At 66.1% G+C, this 17,796-nt stretch carries 19 protein-coding genes; 8 read left to right on the top strand and 11 right to left on the bottom strand.

The window, feature by feature from the left end; translation table 11 throughout:
• Positions 1-58 precede the first annotated feature (58 nt).
• The 7 genes from AC1RS9_RS12465 to AC1RS9_RS12435 all read right to left on the bottom strand — a co-directional run bounded on the left by AC1RS9_RS12465 (position 59) and on the right by AC1RS9_RS12435 (position 6,486).
• Positions 59-1,057, bottom strand: a complete 999-nt coding sequence (locus AC1RS9_RS12465) for a type I restriction endonuclease (RefSeq protein WP_492921701.1) — start codon at positions 1,055-1,057, stop codon at positions 59-61.
• Positions 1,054-1,770, bottom strand: coding sequence for a TIGR02391 family protein (locus AC1RS9_RS12460; RefSeq protein WP_131940244.1), 717 nt, complete (start codon positions 1,768-1,770; stop codon positions 1,054-1,056). Before AC1RS9_RS12460 ends, AC1RS9_RS12465 begins: the two co-directional genes overlap by 4 nt.
• Positions 1,767-2,969 carry a restriction endonuclease subunit S gene (locus tag AC1RS9_RS12455; protein ID WP_492921699.1) on the bottom strand — a complete coding sequence of 401 codons (1,203 nt, stop codon included), beginning with the start codon at positions 2,967-2,969 and terminating at the stop codon, positions 1,767-1,769. The genes AC1RS9_RS12460 and AC1RS9_RS12455 overlap by 4 nt, the downstream gene beginning before the upstream one ends.
• A 44-nt stretch (positions 2,970-3,013) precedes the next feature.
• Positions 3,014-4,741 (bottom strand): N-6 DNA methylase, encoded by a 1,728-nt coding sequence (locus AC1RS9_RS12450; protein WP_492921703.1) that lies wholly within the window; start codon positions 4,739-4,741, stop codon positions 3,014-3,016.
• The gene (locus tag AC1RS9_RS12445) at positions 4,728-5,444 is read right to left on the bottom strand and encodes a class I SAM-dependent DNA methyltransferase (protein ID WP_260858464.1); all 717 of its coding nucleotides are present in this window, start codon (positions 5,442-5,444) and stop codon (positions 4,728-4,730) included. The genes AC1RS9_RS12450 and AC1RS9_RS12445 overlap by 14 nt, the downstream gene beginning before the upstream one ends.
• A gap of 344 nt (positions 5,445-5,788) precedes the next feature.
• On the bottom strand, positions 5,789-6,097 hold the full coding sequence (locus AC1RS9_RS12440; RefSeq protein ID WP_260852888.1) for an ABC transporter permease subunit: 309 nt from the start codon (positions 6,095-6,097) through the stop codon (positions 5,789-5,791).
• A gap of 80 nt (positions 6,098-6,177) precedes the next feature.
• A complete protein-coding gene (locus AC1RS9_RS12435) occupies positions 6,178-6,486 on the bottom strand; it encodes a hypothetical protein (RefSeq protein ID WP_492921697.1) in 309 nt (102 codons plus the stop codon).
• 550 nt (positions 6,487-7,036) lie between these two features.
• On the opposite strand from AC1RS9_RS12435, the gene AC1RS9_RS12430 reads away from it, so the two are divergent.
• The 5 genes from AC1RS9_RS12430 (at position 7,037) to AC1RS9_RS12410 (ending at position 11,417) form a co-directional block, all read left to right on the top strand.
• The gene (locus AC1RS9_RS12430) at positions 7,037-7,792 is read left to right on the top strand and encodes a TM2 domain-containing protein (protein WP_492921695.1); all 756 of its coding nucleotides are present in this window, start codon (positions 7,037-7,039) and stop codon (positions 7,790-7,792) included.
• A gap of 28 nt (positions 7,793-7,820) precedes the next feature.
• Entirely contained in the window at positions 7,821-8,693 is an 873-nt protein-coding gene (locus AC1RS9_RS12425; protein WP_492921693.1) for an alpha/beta fold hydrolase, read from the top strand.
• Between the two features lie 263 nt (positions 8,694-8,956).
• Complete coding sequence (locus AC1RS9_RS12420; protein ID WP_492921691.1) at positions 8,957-10,078, top strand: hypothetical protein; 1,122 nt, start codon at positions 8,957-8,959, stop codon at positions 10,076-10,078.
• A gap of 543 nt (positions 10,079-10,621) precedes the next feature.
• Positions 10,622-10,876: a TM2 domain-containing protein gene (locus AC1RS9_RS12415; RefSeq protein WP_074040084.1), complete on the top strand. Its 255-nt coding sequence runs from the start codon at positions 10,622-10,624 to the stop codon at positions 10,874-10,876.
• A 94-nt stretch (positions 10,877-10,970) separates the two neighbouring features.
• A complete protein-coding gene (locus tag AC1RS9_RS12410) occupies positions 10,971-11,417 on the top strand; it encodes a hypothetical protein (protein WP_492921689.1) in 447 nt (148 codons plus the stop codon).
• A gap of 412 nt (positions 11,418-11,829) precedes the next feature.
• Here the strand turns inward: AC1RS9_RS12410 and AC1RS9_RS12405 are convergent, their stop codons facing one another.
• The gene (locus tag AC1RS9_RS12405) at positions 11,830-12,195 is read right to left on the bottom strand and encodes a hypothetical protein (RefSeq protein WP_492921687.1); all 366 of its coding nucleotides are present in this window, start codon (positions 12,193-12,195) and stop codon (positions 11,830-11,832) included.
• Positions 12,196-12,205: 10 nt separating this feature from the next.
• Here AC1RS9_RS12405 and AC1RS9_RS12400 point away from each other — a divergent pair, with 10 nt between their 5' ends.
• Complete coding sequence (locus tag AC1RS9_RS12400) at positions 12,206-12,556, top strand: hypothetical protein (RefSeq protein WP_492921685.1); 351 nt, start codon at positions 12,206-12,208, stop codon at positions 12,554-12,556.
• Positions 12,557-12,679: 123 nt separating this feature from the next.
• Here AC1RS9_RS12400 and AC1RS9_RS12395 read toward each other — a convergent pair whose 3' ends face one another.
• Complete coding sequence (locus AC1RS9_RS12395) at positions 12,680-13,600, bottom strand: NADP-dependent oxidoreductase (RefSeq protein WP_492921683.1); 921 nt, start codon at positions 13,598-13,600, stop codon at positions 12,680-12,682.
• Positions 13,601-13,795: 195 nt separating this feature from the next.
• Between AC1RS9_RS12395 and AC1RS9_RS12390 the strand changes: the two genes are divergently transcribed.
• Positions 13,796-14,968: a hypothetical protein gene (locus tag AC1RS9_RS12390; protein WP_492921681.1), complete on the top strand. Its 1,173-nt coding sequence runs from the start codon at positions 13,796-13,798 to the stop codon at positions 14,966-14,968.
• A 78-nt stretch (positions 14,969-15,046) separates the two neighbouring features.
• Here the strand turns inward: AC1RS9_RS12390 and AC1RS9_RS12385 are convergent, their stop codons facing one another.
• Together AC1RS9_RS12385 and AC1RS9_RS12380 are read right to left on the bottom strand one after the other, a co-directional pair.
• The gene (locus AC1RS9_RS12385) at positions 15,047-15,694 is read right to left on the bottom strand and encodes a GTP pyrophosphokinase (protein WP_492921679.1); all 648 of its coding nucleotides are present in this window, start codon (positions 15,692-15,694) and stop codon (positions 15,047-15,049) included.
• A gap of 117 nt (positions 15,695-15,811) precedes the next feature.
• On the bottom strand, positions 15,812-15,973 hold the full coding sequence (locus AC1RS9_RS12380) for a hypothetical protein (protein ID WP_156444974.1): 162 nt from the start codon (positions 15,971-15,973) through the stop codon (positions 15,812-15,814).
• 337 nt (positions 15,974-16,310) lie between these two features.
• On the opposite strand from AC1RS9_RS12380, the gene AC1RS9_RS12375 reads away from it, so the two are divergent.
• Positions 16,311-17,543, top strand: a complete 1,233-nt coding sequence (locus AC1RS9_RS12375; protein WP_492921677.1) for a DUF2332 domain-containing protein — start codon at positions 16,311-16,313, stop codon at positions 17,541-17,543.
• Positions 17,544-17,796 lie beyond the last annotated feature (253 nt).

The following is a 17,796-nucleotide window of genomic DNA, read 5'->3' as shown; positions in this document are numbered from 1 at the left end:
TGGGCATGGTGCACATCCTCTCCTGCGGCACCGAACGGCACCACAGAGTCGATGTCACCTATCCGTGCAGCAGTCCCGTGCGATAAATCTGCTCGTTGACACCCTTGAACACGCCCTCAATCTGCTCGTCGAGTTCCGTGCGGTCGGTGATCAGAAGGACGCGGTTGGCTCCGTCCTGTTCACGGATCCACTTGGCCAGCCACACCATCGTCAGGCTCTTGCCCGAACCCTGGGTGTGCCAGATGATGCCGCCCTCACGTTTGGCGATTCGCTCCTGAGCGGCCGTCACGCCGAAGAACTGGTTGTGCCGAGCCGTCTTGCGAACGCCAGCGTCGAAGACGGTGAAGTCGTGGATCAGTTCGAGAAAGCGGGCCTTGTTGCACAGTTGCAGCAAAGCGCGGTCAAGCGGACCAGCGACATCGGACGGCTCCTTCCACGCCAGCCAGTACTTCTCGGGTGTGTCAATAACCCCGTAGCGCAGCCCCTCGACGTCGTTGCCAGCGAAGACCAGCTGCACCGTCGAAAAGAACGGCCGGATGAACTGCTTGTCCTGGTTGCCGAGTGTCTGCCGGATGCCTTCGGAGACACCGACATACGAGCGCTTCAGCTCGATGATGGCGAAGGCGATGCCGTTGACGTAGAGCACCACGTCGGGCCGCTTGGTGTGCTGGCCGAGCACCGTGACTTCCTCGGCGACGACGAAGTGATTGGCGTTCGGATCGCTCCAGTCGATCAGCCAGACCGTCACCGCTGGGTCGCTGACGCTCGGCTTCACCTTGACGCCGTAGCGCAGCAGTTCGTAGACCTCGCGGTTCGCCTCGTACAGGTCGTGGCCGGCGCTGACAGCGGCAGCTTTCTTGAGTTGGTCGATGGCGCGTGAGATCAGGGGGTCGGAGTAGCCGCGCGCTTTGAGGTTCTGGGTGAGCAGCGCCTCTTCGATGTTCGAGTTGCCCTGGCGGTACTCCCAGTTGCCGCCGTACTCGTAGCCGAGCTGCTCGGTGAACAGCTTGACGACACGGTCCTGCGTCTTGCGCTCGATCTGGCCGACGTCACTCATGCTGATGCCTCCGTCTGAGACTGGTCGACCCACCGTGCCAGAACACTCAGAGCAGCCAGGTACTCCAGCGCTTCTTGCTCTGACAGTTCCTGGTCGGACTCATGTGTCAGTGGATTACGGATGCCCGCAAACACGCCTTCCGCGAAGGTCATCGCGCCCCGCTGGACAGACTTGTAGGTGTCGCTGCCGTCGTCCTTCATTCTGCGGAGCCGCGCCTTGCCGGGCTTGGCGTCGTCCATCGAGAACGCTTGCTTGAACAGGTCGGTCTCGCTGACATCGCGGCGTCCCACCTTGTTCTGTGTCTCGGCGTTCAACTTCTTGATGGCGCCCTCAACAGCCTCACGGTAGTGACCTGATTGCCAGAGAGATGATGCTCCGCTCCAGATCCACGGGTGCAGCTCGGCGGCTGACAGCTCGGGTGCGCTTTCGCCGAGGTTATGCCTCAACTCCGCTGCGCGAGCCAGGGCTTCACGCGCTCGTAAGGCGGCCTCACGGTGCTGGCGCCACCGATCACCGACGGGCGACGCCGGGACCGTCGCTCGCCAGCGGGGCGTGATGCGCTCAAGGATCTGCTCAACGACCTGCGATTTTGCGGCAATTTCGCCCTCTGATGCCGCGTACCGCATGCCAACGACACCCGGCGTTCGAATCGGGACCCTCGCGGATTGTTGTGCGAACGTTTCGAGTTCCTCCATGGCCCATTCGGCGTTCATAATCCCGACTCCATGGGTAGGCGAACGCGGCCAGTCAGAAGTTGTTGCATCATGCCGGTCTTCATATCCTGCGCCTTCGAAAGGCGAACGCGAAGAGCTTCGATCTCTCGTTCTGAGTCATGCAGCGCCTCAGCGATTGCGTTCTGTTCAGCAACGGCGGGAAGCGTAAGGGTAATGCTCGAAATGTATGATCGAGTCGTTGCCAGGACCTTTGTTCCGGCTGCGAGGCGCAGCAACTGGCCGCGGAACGACGGGATAAACTGCAAGTATGCTTTGAACCCGTCAGCAAGAACTGACTTATCGAAACGTGCGGCGATTGTGTGAAGTCCAGGCACGACACCGGTGCCAGGCGCGTCTGCGATCTCGATGGACTTGCCGACTCCTGCAGGATCTTCCGACGCGTCTGCAAACACAAGGTCGCCACGCCGAAGCTGGCCGGTACGAGCGGCAAGGCTCGCGCTTGCACGAGGCATTTCCTCGATTCTAGCGTCTAGCAAAACGCTGGAGCGAGTATGAATATCACCATAGTGGAGGTATTTCAGTGGTGAGTTAGCATCAAGTTGCGCGCGCGAGAGCGCCACTGTCTTCACATAGGTCACGTGATTGCCGAGACGGATCTCTGACCACTCGGCGTTGAATCCTGGCAGGCGGGTGCGGCCAGTCAGGAGCTGCTGCATCATGCCCCGCTTGATCGCCTGTTTCTTGGCGATGAGGCGCTCGAGTGTGGCAATAAGGCCGTCCGCATCCTCGAGGAACTCGACAATCTGGCGCTGTCGTTCCGGCGATGGCAGAGCGATTTCGACGTCAAGAAACTTCGTCTTTGCAATATTGTAGCGAGTTGCGCCCTGTGCGAGAGAGGCAACAAGGGACCGGCCAGATGAGGACCGAAAGAAGTAGGCAAGGTACGCTGGATTGACAGTTTCTGTCTGTCGGAGGCGAAAGCCGAAACAGAAGCTGTTCAGGAAGGTGTCAGTTGTCGGTTCAAAGTCTACGACGGCGGACAGTGCAACTTCTTCCGGTATCTCGGATGACCCATTAAAGAGAAGATCCTGGCGCATTACGCGGTTTTGCCGTTCGCCGCGCGCGACGCGTACCCTCTCTAGGGATGTGCCGTGCAGTCGCGTATTGTTGATTACCTCGAGAAATGTCACGAACGACGCGTCACCTGTACCGAAGTCGGCCTTAGTCTTGCCGGTCAAGCCTCCGTACGTGCTTCCGACGTCGCGCAGCCGAACTGCCGTAGTCATGACTGAACCCCCATGTCGGACAGGTGACGCATGACCTGCGACTCGAGTTTCGCGAGTTCACTATCAAGCTCTGCCAGTGTTGACGCGTATCGTTCCCCGAGCTGTTGGATCCGGGTAACGAGATCGAGTGTGAGGGCATCAGCTTCACCTTCAACGCGGTGAGCAATTGTCTTCTGCCACTTATTGTCGAGCACGAGCATCTTGACATCGGTCGCAGTCAATTCGCCGTACTTCTTTAGTGTGGCGAGGTCGAGCGCGACCTGAGCGTCCTTCGTCGCCTTCTTGGCCGCAGCTTCGGCATTGACGAGCTTCAGCGCTGCGTTGGCGCAAGCCAGGGTCTCGGCATCGTGGGAAGCCTTCGCGTCCTTCACGACGGCGGTGAGGAGCTGCTTCGTGTAGGCGCCCTTGTCGTTGGTGGCTTCGGCCAGCAGTGCCTCGTCGACGCCATGTTCCTCGGCGTGCTCGGTTGCAGCGGCCGATGCCGACTCGAGGTCGGCGTCGAGTGTGTCAACCTTCGCCTGCTCGTCGGCGAAGTAGCGCGCCACGATCAGTGCTGGTGGCACAAGATCCATTTTGTACTTCTTGGCGTTCTTGCCGGTACCGATAGTCAGGTCGGGCTCCTCGGCGAGCTTCCGCTCCTTGTCGGTGATAGCCAGCCGCGGTTTGGCGGCGTCGAGCCACCCGTCGCTCAAGATCAGCGAGACGTCGTCGTGCATGGTGTCGTGCCAGTAGCTCATCAGCTGCTGGTAAACGGCGTACTCATCGAGCAGCGCCACCGGCTTGAACCGCTTGAGCAGGTCGTCGCCGATGGTGGTGATCAGGTCGTTCGGCACCGTGGCGGCGTCGATCGTTTCGAGCGCGTCGCGGTGGGACTCGAACCACTGCACGACGTGGCCGCGCGCCTTGCCCTTGAAGTTCTTGAACTCCGCCGAGTCGAGGATGGTCTGCTGCACTTGGGCGACCTCAAGCTTGAGGTCGGAGTAGCCGGGACGGTTGGCGACAAACAGCTGGTCGCGCAGCGATGGGAAGGCGTCCCAGTAGGCGCTGAGCAGGTCGAGGTCGTGGTTCGGGATGCCGCCGTGGATGTGAGCGTTCAGGTCCTGCAGGTCTTCGGGTTCGGACGAGTCGATGTAGCGCGGGATGTTGAGGTTGTAGTAGTTCTTGGGATCGGCGATCTCGGCCATCGGAACCATGCGCGAGAATCGGTCGATCTCGGTCTGTTTGTTGAACACATCGACGATCTTGTGGATGTCACGGTCGCGCAGGCGGTTCTTGTTGCCGTCCTTGATGAAGCCCCTGGACGCGTCGATCATAAACACGCCGGATCGGGCCTGGGCGTGCTCCTTGTCGAGCACGACGATGCACGCAGGGATACCAGTGCCGTAGAACAGGTTGGCTGGCAGTCCAATAATGCCCTTGATGAAGCCCTGTTTGAGGAGCTTGGTGCGGATGGTGGCCTCGGCGTTACCGCGGAACAAGACGCCGTGCGGCAGGATGATCGCCGCCTTGCCACGTGACTTCAGCGAGGTAAGGGCGTGTAGGAGGAAGGCGTAGTCACCGTTCTTTTCTGGGGGAGTGCCGTACTCAAATCGTCCGTACTCAAGATCAAGCCCGTTGCGCCATGACTTCACCGAGAACGGCGGGTTCATGACGATGTAGTCGAAGGTGTCGAGTTGATTGCCGTGCGTGAACTGCGGGCTGGTGAGTGTGTCACCCTTCTGGATGTCGGCAATCTCCGTGCAGAATCATGTTCATCTTGGACAGCGCCCACGTGGCGTTGTCCTTCTCTTGGCCGTAGATAGTCATGCCGCGCGGTGCTTCAGCCGCGGCCTTGAGCAGCAGTGAGCCCGAACCACAGGCCGGGTCGTAGACGGTCTCGTCCTGCTTGGTCTCCTTGTTGATACCGACAACCTTGGCGAGGATGCGCGACACCTCAGCTGGCGTGTAGAACTGCCCCTTGCTCTTGCCCGACTCGGTGGCGAAGTGGCGCATCAGGTACTCGTAGGCGTCACCGAGTAGGTCGTCGCCCTCGGCGCGCGAACCGCGGAAGTCGAGGTCGGCGAAGATCGTCACCAGCTTGGACAGCCGGTCGACCATCTCCTTGCCATTGCCGAGCTTTTCGGGAGCGTTGAAGTCGGCCTGGTCGATGACGTTGCGCAGGTCGTTGGCTTCGGCGAGCTTGCCGATGATCTTGTTGAATTTGTCGCCGATCTCAGCGTCGCCCTTGGCGGCGAGCATGTCGTCGAACGATCCGCCCGCGGGCACCTCGATGAGGCTGTTCTTGTCTACCTTGGCCTTATCGGAGACGTATTTCACGAACAGTAGCGTCAGGATGTAATCCTTGTACTGACTGGCGTCCATGCCGCCGCGCAGCTCATCGCACGATTTCCATAGCGATCTGTAAAGATCAGATTTCTTTAGTGCCACGGCTGTCGTCCTTTGCTATCAGTCGGCTATTGTTAGCGCAGCTGGGATATCAGACTATGACGAGTCCTGTTGAGGATACAGCAGGTATGGGTGATGTTGCTGACGGTGCATCATCGGGCGTTCTGCTGGTCGCGTGACTGATTCTTCCACGTGCCGTCGTCCGACTCGGCCGCTCCCCCCAATCAACAACGCCCGCCCCCGGGGCATCGGGGCCTGCCGTTGTGAGCAGTCAGGGCAGCGTCGACCCTTCACCGCTCCATCGTTCGCGCCGCGCACGAGGTGCTTCTGGAACGCGAAGAACAGCACGGCGACGGGTATGGTCGTGATGAGGGCCGTAGCCATCTTCAACGGGCACTGCGTACCCGCCCCCAACCCACGGCCGTCAGGTCGGCCAGGCCGGTGACGAGCGTCTTGTGCTCGGGTGAGCTCGTCGTCACGAGGACGTGACCGAACTCGTCCCACGACCCCTGGAACGACAGGATCGTCAGCGCGATGAGCGCCGGGCGCGCCATCGGCAACACCACATAACAGAACGTCTGCAACGGCGGCGCACCGTCCATCCGAGCCGCCTCCTCGATGCTGACGGGCACCGTGTCGAAGAACTGCTTCATGATGAACACGCTGGCGGCGTCGACCATGAGCGGCAAGGCCATCGCGCTTTACGTGTCGTAGATGCCGAGGTATTTCACCATGGGGAACTTCGGGATGAGCAGCGCCACACCAGGCACGGACATCACGGCGAGCAACGCGCTGAACACTGCCTTGCGGCCCCTAAGTGCAGCCGTGTCAACGCATACCCGGCCAGCGAGTCGAAGAAGACTCGCCCCGCCGTGACACACACCGTCACGAGCATCGCATTGCCGGGCCACCGCGTGGTCGGCAGCGAAATGTCACCCGAACCCAAGATCGTCTTCCACTGCAGGAAGCAGATCGGGCTCGGGATGAGGGCCAGCGGGTGCGCGCTCGCCTCCGCGTCCGTCTTGAACAACGTCGCCACCTGAATGAAGAACGGGTACAGGTAAATGCGCGCGGTGATGGTCAACACGACCTACATGACGATCGTGCGGGCCGGCAACTTGCGGCGCCTTGTCGCATAGGGCGTCGCCGTCTCGGTGATCGCCGGACTGGCCGGGGTGGACGTCAGAGCCCTCCATTCAGGCGGCGACGGCGGCGGAATAGTGGCTTGTCCTCATCCATGATGCGCCGCTGCAACCACGTGAGAACGACGATGATGAGGAAGATGACGAACGCCCTCGCGGCGCAGACGCCGAACGTTCCGCCACTGAACGACCGCCCTACCCGACCCCTGCCGTCCTCAGGCCTGGTCGGCTGCCTCTGCCGCCGCCATCATCGCCGCCGTTCTTGGGCTGGAGGTCGACGTGCCGGCCCGCCGTGCGACGGTTCGTCCGGCGACGGGCGCACCTTTCGGAGCGATACAATTCGAGGGTTTGCGCTTCGCGGGGGAGACGTTCTGCCTTGCCGTCGACGCGGCCGGGGACGTCAGCGTCAGCGATCTGCCCGATGACGTGACGTTCGAGGTGCGTTGACGCCGCCAAGCCCCTGCGCCCGCCCCGACGTGCCACAGTTGAGACATGAGCAACGACCCGGGTTACGGCGGCACCCATCGTCACGACGACACGCAGGCCATGCCCCATGCATCAGGGCCTTACGGGGCGCGTTCTGACGGCTACGCAGCGGCGGGAAACGGCCACCACGGCGGCACCCCGGCCGGCGACGATGGTTACCGGGCCGACGCGCCCTACATCGACTCGGCCGGCGCGACTCACGGCGGATGGGCCACCGGCGCCGACCAGCCGTACCCGTACTCGCCGTACCCGTCGAGCGCGCCCTCCGGTCAGGGTTCGCCCGGGTACAACCAGGGCCCGTCATGGCAGGGCGGCTACGGTCATGGCCCGAGCGGCGCGCCGGGTTACGGCCAGCAGGGCAACGGTGCATGGCAGGGGCCGACCGCCCAGCGGTTCCCGGGCCAACAGCCCCAGGGCTACGGGTCGTGGCAGGGCCCCGGGCAACCCGGCGTCGCACCGGGCCAGATGCCCTACGCGCCGGGCCTGATCGACCCGATGACGGGCGAACCGCTCTCCGACAAGTCCAAGATCGCCGCCGGCCTGTTGCAGCTCTTCTTCGGATACTTCGGCGTCGGCCGCTTCTACATCGGCGACACGCGAACCGGCGGCATCCAACTCGCCCTCGGCCTCATCGGCCTGTTCGGCACGCTCATCCTCGTCGGCTTCCCGATCCTCGTCGGCGTCAGCATCTGGGCGTTCATCGACGCCATCCTCATGCTGACGGGCTCCGTGCGCGACCCCTACGGCCGCAAGCTGAACTGAGCCACCACCCGACGAGTAGCGTCGAATCATGAGCGCTTCGAGTCAGCCCACCGCCCCCTGGGGCCATGCCCGCACCGTCACCGTCGACGACCTGACGTTTGACGTCGCCATGGCCGGCCCCGATGACGGCGCGCCGGTGATGCTGCTGCACGGCTTCCCCGAGTCGAACGCCCAATGGCGTTTCGTCGCAGCGCAACTCGCCGACGCCGGCCACCGCGTCATCGCCCCGAACCTGCGCGGATACTCGTCCGCCGCGCGCCCCCAGGGCGTCGAGAACTACGCGATCGACGAACTCGCCGGCGACGTCATCGGCCTGCTCGACGCCCTCGACGTCGAGCGTGCTCACCTCGTCGGGCACGACTGGGGCGGCACGATCGGATGGTTCGCCGCCATCCGCCACCCCGAACGTTTCGCGACCTACACCGCCGTCAGCACCGCCCACCCCAAGGCCATGCTCGACGCCATCGCCACCGACGAATCCCAGCGCGACGCCATGCAGTACATCAAGACGTTCCGCGAACCCGACGCCGCCGAACACCTCATGGCAGACGACTGGCGCCAGCTACGCGAAGGCTGCCACGACCTGCCCCGCGCGACGTTCGACGAACACGCCCGCCTCCTCGCCGAACCCGGCGCCCTCGACGCCGCCCTCAACTACTACCGCGCCTACGGCCCCCGCGACGCCGCCGACCTCGGCCCCTGCACCATCCCGACGACGTACGTCTGGGGCGCGGACGACTTCGCCTTCGGCCGCACTGCCGCCCACCTCACCCACGCCTACGTCGACGCCCCCTACCGCCTCGTCGAACTCGAGAACACCGGCCACTGGATCAGCGACCTCCACCCCGAGCCCCTCGCCGCCGCCATCCTCGAACGCATCGACGAGGCCCACGGACGCTGAGCTGGCGCCGCTATCGCCGCCACTCGAAGGGGCCGGTGGAGGCGCGCGCTCGCCCGACGGGTCTGTGTGCTCGCTCGACGTACGCCGAGCGGACACCCGCGACGTAGCCCGTCGAAACGGACATTGGACGGTCTCGATGCCCACAGCCTTGACGGGCGACCGACACGCCCACGACACGGCGTTACCCGCCAGTTGGAGCCGATGAGCTCCCAGGTTCCTCTAATGTGTTGATCAAACGTCCGTGGCACGGGAGGAAAACCGCGATGTCCAACTCGAACGACGACCTGAACGAGCAGCCGACGCAGATGGCGTCGGCCGGTTCGCACGAGCAGGCCGGCGAGGGCCAGTCGACCTGGCAGAGCCAGGGTCAGCAGGGTCAGCACCAGGCAGGCGGGCTCGGCGGACAGTTCGCTGCCAACGAGGGCGAGACCCGCGCGATGCCGCACAACGCCTCGAACGCGCAGGGCTCGAACGGGTACGGCCAGGCCTCCGGCGGCCCCGGCCAGTACCCGCCGGTTCCCGGCTCCGCTCCGCAGGCCGGCACCTACCAGACGTCGGGCGGGCAGCAGGGCTCGAACCCCGCCGGCCAGTACGGCTCCGGGTACGGTTCGTCGGCACAGAATTCCGCGCCCAACAACCAGGGTGGTCAGTGGAACTCGGCTCCGCAGGGGCAGCAAGGCGCGCCGTACGGCCAGAACGGCCAGGGTCAGCCCGCCCAGCAGAACGGCGGCTACAACTCCTCGCCGCAGGGCTACGCTTCCGGCGCGCAGGCGGGATACGCCAACACCAACCAGCAGGGTGCCGCCTACAACCCCGGCCAGCAGTACAACCAGGGCCAGACGGTGACGCAGAACCAGTACGCGCCCCAGAACGGCGCGACGGCCGACAAGCCCCGCCCCGGCATCGGCAAGACGCTCGGCTGGGGCCTCGTTGCCGCCTCGCTCCTCGCCATCATCGGTGTCTTCGGCACCTGGATGTGGCTGAAGATCGACGCCGGCACGCTCGGCAACTTCAACGCCTCGACGAACGGCATCGGCATGGAGTCGAGCAACATCCCCAACTCCGACTCCGCCGGCGATGACAACAAGGTGACGGACGGCTGGTTCGTCCTCATCCCCGCCATCATCGCCCTGGCTCTCGGCGTGCTGCGCGCCCTCGGCAAGATCCGCAAGCCCGTCATGTGGGCCGGCGCAGCGCTGGGCGGTATCGCCACGGCCGTCGCCGTCTACGACTACTTCGACGTCCGTGACAAGCTGGACGAGGCCAAGCAGGGCGCGAACGGTCTCGCCGGGTTCAGCGCCGGCAGCGGCTGGGGGCTGACGCTGTGCATCATCGCGGGTCTGCTCATGCTCATCACGAGCGTCATCAGCGCCCTGCGCGACTGACGAACGCTCTCACCGCAGAGGCGCCTCACCCGAACAGGGTGGGGCGCCTCGGGCGTTGTCGACGAATGCGGCGGCAGTGCGCGACTCTTCCGATTCGCAACGTCGTCTGTGGACGGCGACGGTTGTGGATGACGAACGCGCGGCCGGTCGTGGCGTCGCAAGACTGACGTCATGTTTCCCGCACCCGAACCGCAGCCCACGTCGTTGCCGTACCCGCTCCCACCGGCTCACCCGCGCGTGGGCAGCTACGGCCCGCCCATCGACGCACCCCACATGCCACCGACTCAGAGCTTTGCGCCTGACGCTCGGGGCCACCACGACAGCGGGTGGAACCACGAACAGCCCATGCCCGGCGCCTGGCCTTCGGGCGCGTGGTCGTCGGACGCCTGGGCCTCAGGGCCGTGGCCGCCTGGAACCGTCCCCCCGCAAGCCTGGTCGGCTGGGCCGCGGGCTCCTGGGGAGTGGTCCGCGGCGGGGTGGCATCAGGGAAGTTGGCAACCCGGCCCATGGCAACCCGGCGCATGGCCGACGCAGCCCGCATCCGTGCCGCAGCATTCACCGCGCAAGAAGACGACAGCGGGGCTCCTGCAGATCGTCGGTGGCTGGGCGGGCCTTGGCCGGTTCTACGCCGGTGACTCACGCCGCGGCGGCATCCACCTCGCGGTGTTCAGCAGTGGCATCTTCGTGCCCGGCTGCACGATGCTCAGCGTGTTCATGGTCGCCTACGGCGTCATCGACGGCATCCAGATCCTCATGCTCAACGCCCGCGACGACACCGGCCGGTTGTTGAGCGAATGAGGAGGTTGCTGACGACAGCTCAGCGTGCTTCCAGATTTGAGATCAGGGTGCTGACCCGCTCGCGGCGGCCGTCTTCGGAGCCCCGGGGCCTCCGGTGCCGAGCGTATTGGTCGGCTCGGGAGCAGGCGGCGTCGTCGCCGGGGGCTGCGTGGGCGCAGGCGTCGTCGGGGCCTGCGTCGTCGGCGGCGGTGCGGACGTCGTGGTGGTCGACGGCGCCGTGGTCGTCGACTTCGTCGTCGGCTTCGTCGACGTGGGCTTCGGTTTGGACGAGGTCGTGTTCGGCTTCGTCGTCGTGCGAGGCGCGCGCGTCGTCGTCGTGCGGGGCGCGCGCGTCGTCGGCGCAGTGCGCGTGGGCGCCGTGGTCGGTGCCACCGTCGTGGCCTGCGCGGTCGGCCGGTTCGACGAGGTCGTCGACGTGCTCGAGGAGGACGACGAGCTCGAGCTCGATGAACTCGACGAAACAGACGATGAATTCGACGGCGTGGCCGATGTGCTCGACGCCACCGAGGCCGGGAGCTGGGAGTCGCTGTTGCTGCCGTAGTTCTTCGCGAACATGGTGGCACCGACCAACGCTCCGGCACCGATGATCGACGCCGTCACCACCCCGATGAACGCGCGACGACGAGACCGGTTGGCTTCTTCCTCAGCCAGCAGGTCATCGTGCTCGTCGTCATGCCAGAACGGCTCATCCTCCACCATCGTCACGAGTCTACGAAGGTGCGACGCCGACGACAAACAGGCAGCCGCGAACCTCGTCGGAAGATGAGTCCGCGGCCCTCGACGTCCGGGACCCGCGCGCTTGCGGGGTACGCGGCCGTGGCGAAGTCGACGGTGTGTTCGAGCTTTCTCCACCCCTGCGGCGCGAGGAACTCGACACCGAGTCCGGCATACCACCCGGGCGAGCCGTCAGCTCGGTCGTCCATGCCGCGCGGTCTTCCATGCGGCGCCGGCACTCAGTTCGACGCGAGGTCGCAGATGTTGTACCACCCCTGCGGGTTCGTCTCGTTCTTCTCGAACGATGTGAAGTTCCACGCCACCTTCGTGTACGCGGGCCGCCCGCGGCACGTGCCGAGCTTGGCCGTGATGTACGCCTTCTGCCGCGGCAGGTCGACCATCGAATCGGAGTTTTCGCCGTTCTCGGCGATGCCCGTGGCACGTGCCACCTGGTCGCCCCAGCTGCTCCACACGACGTCCGTGACGAACATCGTGTGGTGCGACGTGATGGCGAACGTCGACGGCTTGACCTTGCCGATGCCATCGGCGATGACCGGGCTGCCCGGCGTGAGAACTTGCTTGCGCCCGAACGTCACACCACTCACGGTGCTCGCCGTGGGATCACCCGGCGCAGGCGGGCGCTCGGAGGTCGCGCTGTATGTCGGCGAACTGCGCGTCGCCGACGGTGACGTCGGCTGCGGCGCCACGGTCGACGACGCAGGCGTCGTGGGGGCAGCGGTGCTCGACGTCGGGGCCGACGTGGAAGTCGGCGCGCTCGAGGACACCGCCGTCGACGTGGTGGGTTGCGACGAGGTCGATGACGGCGTGGTCGACGCCGTCGCCGTGGACGACGACGTGCCCGACGCCGGGTTCGACCCGTCGTCCGACGAACAACCCGTCAGGACTGCGAGGCCGGCGATGAACGTGATGCTGACGATCCCCCGAGTTCTCATGCTTCAACGCTAGGCCGCTACCAGGCGGTAGGGGTGCGAAGTGGCCGGGAATTCGGGGTGCGACATCAACAGGTTCACCATCGAGCCGACGAGCCCGCCACACGGTCGGCGGAACTCGTCGGCTGGACGAAATGCGTCAGGGGGTGACGACGATCTTGCCGCGCGTGTGGCCCTCACGGCTCTGGGCGAAGGCATCGGCGAGTCGCTCGAGCGGATACGTCGCGGCGATGTCGACGCGCAGCGCGCCGTCGTCGACGAGTTGCGCGAGCTTCGCGAGGTCGTCGGCGCTCGGGCGCACCCACGCATAGAGCCCGCCATTGAGCGCGACGCTCGGGTCGGCGACCGACACGTGCCGCCCGGCCGGGGTGAGCAGCTGCATCGTCTGCTCCTCGACATCACCGACGTAGTCGGCGCTCACCGTCACGCCGTCGGGTGCGATGGCGCGCACACGCTCGACCAGGCCGTCACCGTATTCGACGGCGTCGTCCGCCCCGAGGCCTCGCACGTACTCGTGGTTGCGCTCGGACGCGGTGCCGATGACACGCGCCCCGATGTGCTTGGCGATCTGCACCGCGTACGACCCGACGCCGCCGGACGCACCGTGCACGAGCAGCGTGTCGTTGGCGTTGAGGTTGAGACGCGTCAGCGTCTGGTACGCCGTGAGCCCGGCGAGGGGCAGCGAGGCCGCTTCCTCGAAAGTCATCGACGCCGGCTTGCGGGCCGCGGTACGCACCGGGACCGAGACGAGTTCGGCGAACGTGCCGCCGGCCACGACGTCCTTGCGGGCGTACGCCATGATCTCGTCGCCGACGCGGAACTCGGGCGCGTCGAGCCCGACGGCCTCGACGACGCCCGCGACGTCCCAGCCCGGAACGGCGGGGAAGACCGTCATCATGAGCGGGTCGAGCCCGCCCGACATGACCTTCCAGTCGACGGGGTTGACGCTCGCCGCCTTGACGCGCACGAGCACCTCACCGGGGCCGACGCGCGGGGTGTCGAGATCGCGCAGTTCGAGAACACTGTCATCGCCGTAGCGGGAGTACGTCATTGCCTTCATGTTCGGTTCAATGACATGCGCGGCGCACGTATTCCGTCATGCGGTCGGCAGAGTCGTCGATCGCCACGTCGAGCGCGTCCCCGTTCGTCGTCGTGGCGTGACGTGGCGCGCGCCGGGGCGGCAGGGCGGCACGTCGCACCCCGGCGTCCTTGCGACGAAGATGAGCGCGGCGCGCTGATGGCGCATCATGGGCACGTGCATGACGACGACGCGACACACGAGTTGCCCCTCCGATCGGCGGGAGAACACCCGGCCGGGATGGCCTCCGGGGGAGACGCTTCCGGACCGGACACTGCGCCGTCGGACCCGTCGGACCCGTCGGACCCGTCGGATCGCCCCGTCCTCGACGTCGGGCTCGTCGTCTCACCCGCAGCGCTGACGAGCGCGACGCTCGCGCCCGACGTGACGGCGGCGCTCGCGGCGCACTACCCGCAGGTCGAGTGGAACCTCGTCGTCGTCGAAGATCGTCTCGCCGAACCGCCAGTCACGCCCCTCGACCTCATCGAGACGGCACGTGATCGGATGCTCGACGAAAACTGGGATCTCGTACTCGTCCTCACCGATCTGCCGCTCAAGGACGGGCGCCGCGTCGTGCAGATGCAGCTGTCGCCCGTCCATGGCGTCGGGCTCGTCGTCGTGCCGGCCCTCGGCGTCGTGCAGGTGGCGACGAAGGTGCGCGCCGCGTGCGTGCGTCTCGTCGAGGAGCTGCTCGACTTCGACGAGGACGACACGAGCGGCGACATCGACCGCCGTGCCCGCCAGCGGGCCGAGGACGTCGAGGGGCGCGACGACGAGAACCCGGTGCAGTTCGCGGCGCGCGTGCTCGGCGGCAACGTCGGCGTGCTGCTCAGGCTCGTGCGAGCCAACCGTCCGCTGACGCTCGCGCTGCGCCTCAGCCAACTCATCGCGGTGACGGCGGCTGCCGGCGCGCTCATGCTCATCACGCCCGACATCTGGGTGCTCGCCACGAACTACGGGCCGTGGAGGCTCGGCCTGCTGTCGGTGATCGCCGTTGTGGCCGTAGCGGTTTCGCTGATCGTCGGGGCGAAGTTGTGGGAACGCCCGCGCCGCCAGGCCGAGCGCGAACAGGTGATGCTCTTCAACGTCGCCACAGCCCTGACGATGACGATCGGCGTCAGCGTCTTCTACCTCGCCGTGTTCCTGCTGGCGCTCGCCGCCGCTTTCCTGCTGCTCGACGGGCATTCGTTCCAGCAGTTGTCGGATCAGTCGTGGTCGATCGGCAAGATCGTCGAGAGCGCCTGGATGACGGCGTCACTCGCGACGCTGGGCGGCGCTGTCGGAGCAGGCCTCGAGGAGGACGACATCATCCGCGCCGCGGCCTACACGCGCGGACCCGACGAGGGCTGAGTCTCGCCTCAGTGACGCTCCGGCGAACCGTCGAAGTAGCTGATGAGCTGCAGCATCTCGGGCAGCACGTGATCGTCATCAGCGGAGTTCGCCGTGCGCAGCGCACTGATCTCGTGGTGCAGCCTCTCCATGCCGGCGTCGAGGCGGCTGGCCGTGTGCGCCGCCGTCGTCAGCTCCGCGAGCAGGTGCGCGGGCACGTCGCCGTCGTACTTGTAGTAGATCTTGTGCTCGAGGCTCGCCCAGCATGGCGATGGTGCGCAACTGCACCTCGACGGGCACGGGCTGCGGGCCCGTCGACAAGAAGATCGGCACCTCGACGATGAGATGCAGGCTGCGATACCCGTTCGGCTTCGGGTGCGCGACGTAGTCCTTCTGCTCGAGCAGCGTGACGTCGTCCTGCGCGAGCAACAGGTCGCGGACGCGGTAGACGTCATGCGTGAACGAACAGATGACGCGGATGCCGGCGATGTCCGTGACGCGCGCCCGGACGTCATCGAGGTGGCGGCAGTCGCGTTTGCGGGCCTTGCGCACCAGCGACTCCATCGACTTCAGCCGCGTGCTGACGCTCTCGATCGGGCTGTAGCTGTCGGTGTGCGTGAACTCGCGTTGCAGCACGCGCAGCTTCGTCTCGATCTCGTCGATGGCCGAACGGTACGCGACCATGAACTGCTCGACGGCCGCGATACGCTCACGCGCCTCCTGAGCCGACAGGACGGGACGAGGCATGGGGTGCGAATCGGTCATCGGTGAGCTCCAGCACATGGTCGGGACGCCCCCAGCGTAGGCCTGCGCCCCTGCGCGTACGTTGAGCAGCCGCTCAACCCTTCGTCAGACCGCGTTCGATCATGCTGCGGGTTCGACGAACGTCATCGCGAACGCGGCTGGGCGGCTCGTATCCGCACACAGCGTCGCGTAGGGGGTGACGGGGGTTTCGGCGACGTCGGCGGGTGACGCGTCGGGCGTCGTCGTCAGCGTGGCGAGGGTGAACGGGTTGGTGATGGTCATGCGTGATCCTTCGAGTCAGGTGGCCGGTCGGCGGCGCGATGGTTCGCGGCTTCGCGTCGTGGCGAGGTGGGGATCCGGGCCGGGCGTCACGGACGCGGGGCGCGGATCATCGAGCGGCGCCGGAGAGATCTCGTCGGCTGCGTGCTCGTGTTCCACTCAACCACACGACGCGCGATTTCATGCCATCGGGGTGCGGCGTGGCGCTGTGCCCAACCGAGCGGTACGGACGGCGCGGGCTCCCGCCGCGCGTGAATTTCGGGGTTGCTTCTTAGCCTCGACGTCTTGTGAGCCGCCGTCGACGGGCGGAGGCTGACGTCGAGGCACCAAGGAGGCCACCATGACCATGACCGGGCTCGAAGCCGACACCGCCACGGCCTACCGCAGGTTCGCCACGAACGAAGCTCGCGGAAATTCGCCGATCTACGAGGCGATCTGCCTGCGCATCGCGGATGACGACGCCGTCCTCTCGCTCATCGCGACGCTGCCTGCGGCCAAGCGTCAGCCCAACCTCGTCCTGGGCGCTGCGCGCTACCTCGACGCGCCGTCCGACGATGCGTCGTCGTTCGCCGCCTGGCTGCACGAGCACTGGGACGAGGTGCGCGCGGTGGCGCTCTCGCGGGCCACCCAGACGAACGAGGTCGGGCGATGCGCGACGCTGCTGCCGTTCATCGCTGATGCGGCGCGTGCAGCGGGCGACGGCCCGATCGCGCTCGTCGAGGTCGGGTGCTCGGCCGGGCTGGCGCTCTATCCCGACCTCTATGCCTACGAGTTCGTCGTCGCTGAGTCCCAGGTTGACGAAGGCCCCGCCGCCGGTGGCGCTGACGACGAGGGTGTCGACCCAGGCGGCGAGTGCAAAGACGCACCTGCTGGTGGGGCGCTGGCTTCCCGGGGGCGCGAATCCTCGTGCGATGACGAGGTGTTCGAGCCGCGGGAGGCGTCGGGTCCGTTCGGGGTTGACGGGGTCGACCGGCCGCTGCTGACGTGCGTGGTCGCCGGCGCACTCGACGAGATGACGAACGCAACGCCGCATGCGCCGACGATCGCATGGTGTGGCGGCCTCGATCTCAACCCACTCGATGTGTTGTCCGATGACCCCGAGGCTCTCGACAACGCCCGTTGGTTGCGAGCGCTCGTGTGGCCCGGCCAGGACGAACGCGCATCGCGGCTCGCTGCGGCGATCGACACCGTCAGGCGGCACGTGACGTCGCACCCCGAGGACGCCGCGCACATCGTCCGTGGCGATGTCGTCGACGACCTCGAGCGCCTCGTCGCGCAGGTGCCGGGCGAGCTGCACCTCGTGCTGTTCCACTCGGCCGTGCTTGCCTACGTCGACGATGACACCCGCGCACGATTCGAACGTCGCCTGCGCGAGTTGACGCATCGGCCCGGTGGTTTCACGTGGATCAGCAACGAGGCGCCCAGCGTCATGCCAGGCATGCGCGACGCGGTAGCTGCTGCCTGGGAACCACGTGATCTGCAGGGACGTTTCGTGCTCGCCGTCGACGGGCAACCCCGCGCTCTGACGGGGCCCCACGGGCAGTCGCTGACAGCGTGGGATGCCACGAACTGAGCTTCCCCCCGTGATGTGGCCGGAGGGGGCGAGAGCCTGACGTCAGCTGGTCGGCCGCCTGTGGCTGGCGACCCTGCCTCAACTGCGATTCTTGTCCAGATCTGCGATTTTCGTCCACATTCGCTCGACCTCACTCAGGCGGGCGCACGGCCCCCGCCCACCTCTGCCTACGGTGCGTCCCAGTCAGCCAGCTCCAGGGGGGATGGACGGTGGTGACACCGTCGTCTCCGCGTCGGTGATGTGACGAGCGACG

The sequence above is a fragment of the Dermacoccus sp. MPR-E5 genome (assembly GCF_058809565.1).
Note: the sequence above shows the minus strand (reverse complement) of the source record. Positions and strands in the feature narration are given on the sequence as shown.

Bases quoted from the DNA above. Each gene is read 5' to 3' on its own strand.
- AC1RS9_RS12465 (WP_492921701.1), bottom strand. From the start codon at position 1,057: ATGAGTGACGTCGGCCAGATCGAGCGCAAGACGCAGGACCGTGTCGTC.
- AC1RS9_RS12460 (WP_131940244.1), bottom strand. From the start codon at position 1,770: ATGAACGCCGAATGGGCCATGGAGGAACTCGAAACGTTCGCACAACAA.
- AC1RS9_RS12440 (WP_260852888.1), bottom strand. From the start codon at position 6,097: ATGGCCTTGCCGCTCATGGTCGACGCCGCCAGCGTGTTCATCATGAAG.
- AC1RS9_RS12430 (WP_492921695.1), top strand. From the start codon at position 7,037: ATGAGCAACGACCCGGGTTACGGCGGCACCCATCGTCACGACGACACG.
- AC1RS9_RS12425 (WP_492921693.1), top strand. From the start codon at position 7,821: ATGAGCGCTTCGAGTCAGCCCACCGCCCCCTGGGGCCATGCCCGCACC.
- AC1RS9_RS12420 (WP_492921691.1), top strand. From the start codon at position 8,957: ATGTCCAACTCGAACGACGACCTGAACGAGCAGCCGACGCAGATGGCG.
- AC1RS9_RS12395 (WP_492921683.1), bottom strand. From the start codon at position 13,600: ATGAAGGCAATGACGTACTCCCGCTACGGCGATGACAGTGTTCTCGAA.
- AC1RS9_RS12385 (WP_492921679.1), bottom strand. From the start codon at position 15,694: ATGCCTCGTCCCGTCCTGTCGGCTCAGGAGGCGCGTGAGCGTATCGCG.
- AC1RS9_RS12380 (WP_156444974.1), bottom strand. From the start codon at position 15,973: ATGACCATCACCAACCCGTTCACCCTCGCCACGCTGACGACGACGCCC.
- AC1RS9_RS12375 (WP_492921677.1), top strand. From the start codon at position 16,311: ATGACCATGACCGGGCTCGAAGCCGACACCGCCACGGCCTACCGCAGG.